This is a genomic window from Nocardiopsis sp. TNDT3 (assembly GCF_003427465.1).
In the GTDB taxonomy this organism is placed as follows: domain Bacteria; phylum Actinomycetota; class Actinomycetes; order Streptosporangiales; family Streptosporangiaceae; genus Nocardiopsis; species Nocardiopsis dassonvillei.
Genome location: NZ_QPFC01001196.1, coordinates 1 through 1,212, shown reverse-complemented (window position 1 = coordinate 1,212; position 1,212 = coordinate 1). Strand labels below are relative to the sequence as shown.

Below are 1,212 nucleotides of genomic sequence, written 5' to 3'. Positions count from 1 at the left end.
CGGCGGGACCGGCCGCGACGGTGAGCTCGTCCGCGGTGACCAGGACGGCGGCGGAGAAGTCCTCGACGCAGACCAGGAAGTCGGTGGGCGCGGGCCCCCAGCCGCGGATGAGGTCGATGAGGGTGTCGGTGTCGAGGGGGACCTCGGTGACGGGGTCGTAGGAGAACTCGGGCCTGGTCCGGCACACCAGGAGCCGGTCCACGCCCATGGCGCGGCCCGCGGCGACGACCGCGCGGATGAGGTTGCGGTCGCGGGGGACCAGGAAGGGGGTGGTGACCTTGCCGTCGGCCCGGATCCAGTGGGGGTCGAACTCGGTCGCTCCGGCGCAGACGCGCAGCACGAGGTCACGCGCGAGCATGGCCTGTTCTTCCATGGGTCACCTCGTGCCTGGGGGGCTCACTCGGGGGCGGACGGGCGCTCGCTCGGGGGCGGAGACCACGGGCCCGTTTCCGCCGCCTTCCGGACGGATCGGCCCGACCGAGCATAACGGTGGGCCGTCCGGCCGGGGGAGTGCGCCGTGGGGCCCTCCCCCGGCGGCGGAGGCCGGCGGCGGGTCCGCCGGACGCGAGGCGTGTCGGTCATTCGTGTTCCTCGCGTCGTCGCTGGTCGACGCGGTGGCTGCGTCCCGGCGGCCTTCTTCCGGGCCGCGGCCGTGTTTGACAGGACCCGATCCTTGGTATCTACTTTCCATATAGAAAGTAGATGCGAAAGAGGAGATGGACATGGCCAGCAATCCCGAGCTCGACCAGGTCGCCGACGCCCGCCGCAAGCTCGCCGCCCACACCGACCTGCCCGCCGCCTACTGGGTCTTCCTCGCCGCCGCGGGCGTGCTCATCGCCGGACTGCCGATCTGGTCCGCCGTCCTGCCGGGCAGCGGCCCCTACTTCCAGTGGGCCGTCCTCGGCGTGGTCCTGGTCGCCACCGCCTACTCGGTCGTCCAGCGCCGACGCAGCGGCGTGTACATGCCGCGCTACATCACCTCCTACCCCGGCGCCCGGCTGATGTGGATCGCCGCCCTGGCCGTCGCGGGCGTGGGCTACATCGGCATCAACCTCCTGGTCGACCAGGGCATGATCGGCTTCGCGCTCGCCGCGCTGGTGCCCGTGGCCGCCCTCGTGCTCGCCGGGCAGATGCTGGTCCGCTCGGCCGTGCGCCGCAGCATCGAGAACGGCAGGGTCAAGTAGTGACCGCGCTGCACCGCCCCGGCGGCGG

The 1,212-nt window shown here is 72.6% G+C and carries 1 protein-coding gene and 1 pseudogene; one reads left to right on the top strand and one right to left on the bottom strand.

Annotation, left to right across the window (positions count from 1 at the left end; translation table 11 throughout):
- Positions 1-373, bottom strand: a pseudogene (locus DQW06_RS25720) (PrsW family intramembrane metalloprotease); the annotation flags it as partial.
- Between the two features lie 349 nt (positions 374-722).
- Between DQW06_RS25720 and DQW06_RS25715 the strand changes: the two are divergent.
- The gene (locus DQW06_RS25715; RefSeq protein ID WP_013156179.1) at positions 723-1,184 is read left to right on the top strand and encodes a hypothetical protein; all 462 of its coding nucleotides are present in this window, start codon (positions 723-725) and stop codon (positions 1,182-1,184) included.
- Positions 1,185-1,212 lie beyond the last annotated feature (28 nt).

What these genes read in the sequence shown, in the direction of transcription:
- DQW06_RS25715 (WP_013156179.1), top strand. Translation starts at nt 723, where the DNA reads ATGGCCAGCAATCCCGAGCTCGACCAGGTCGCCGACGCCCGCCGCAAG.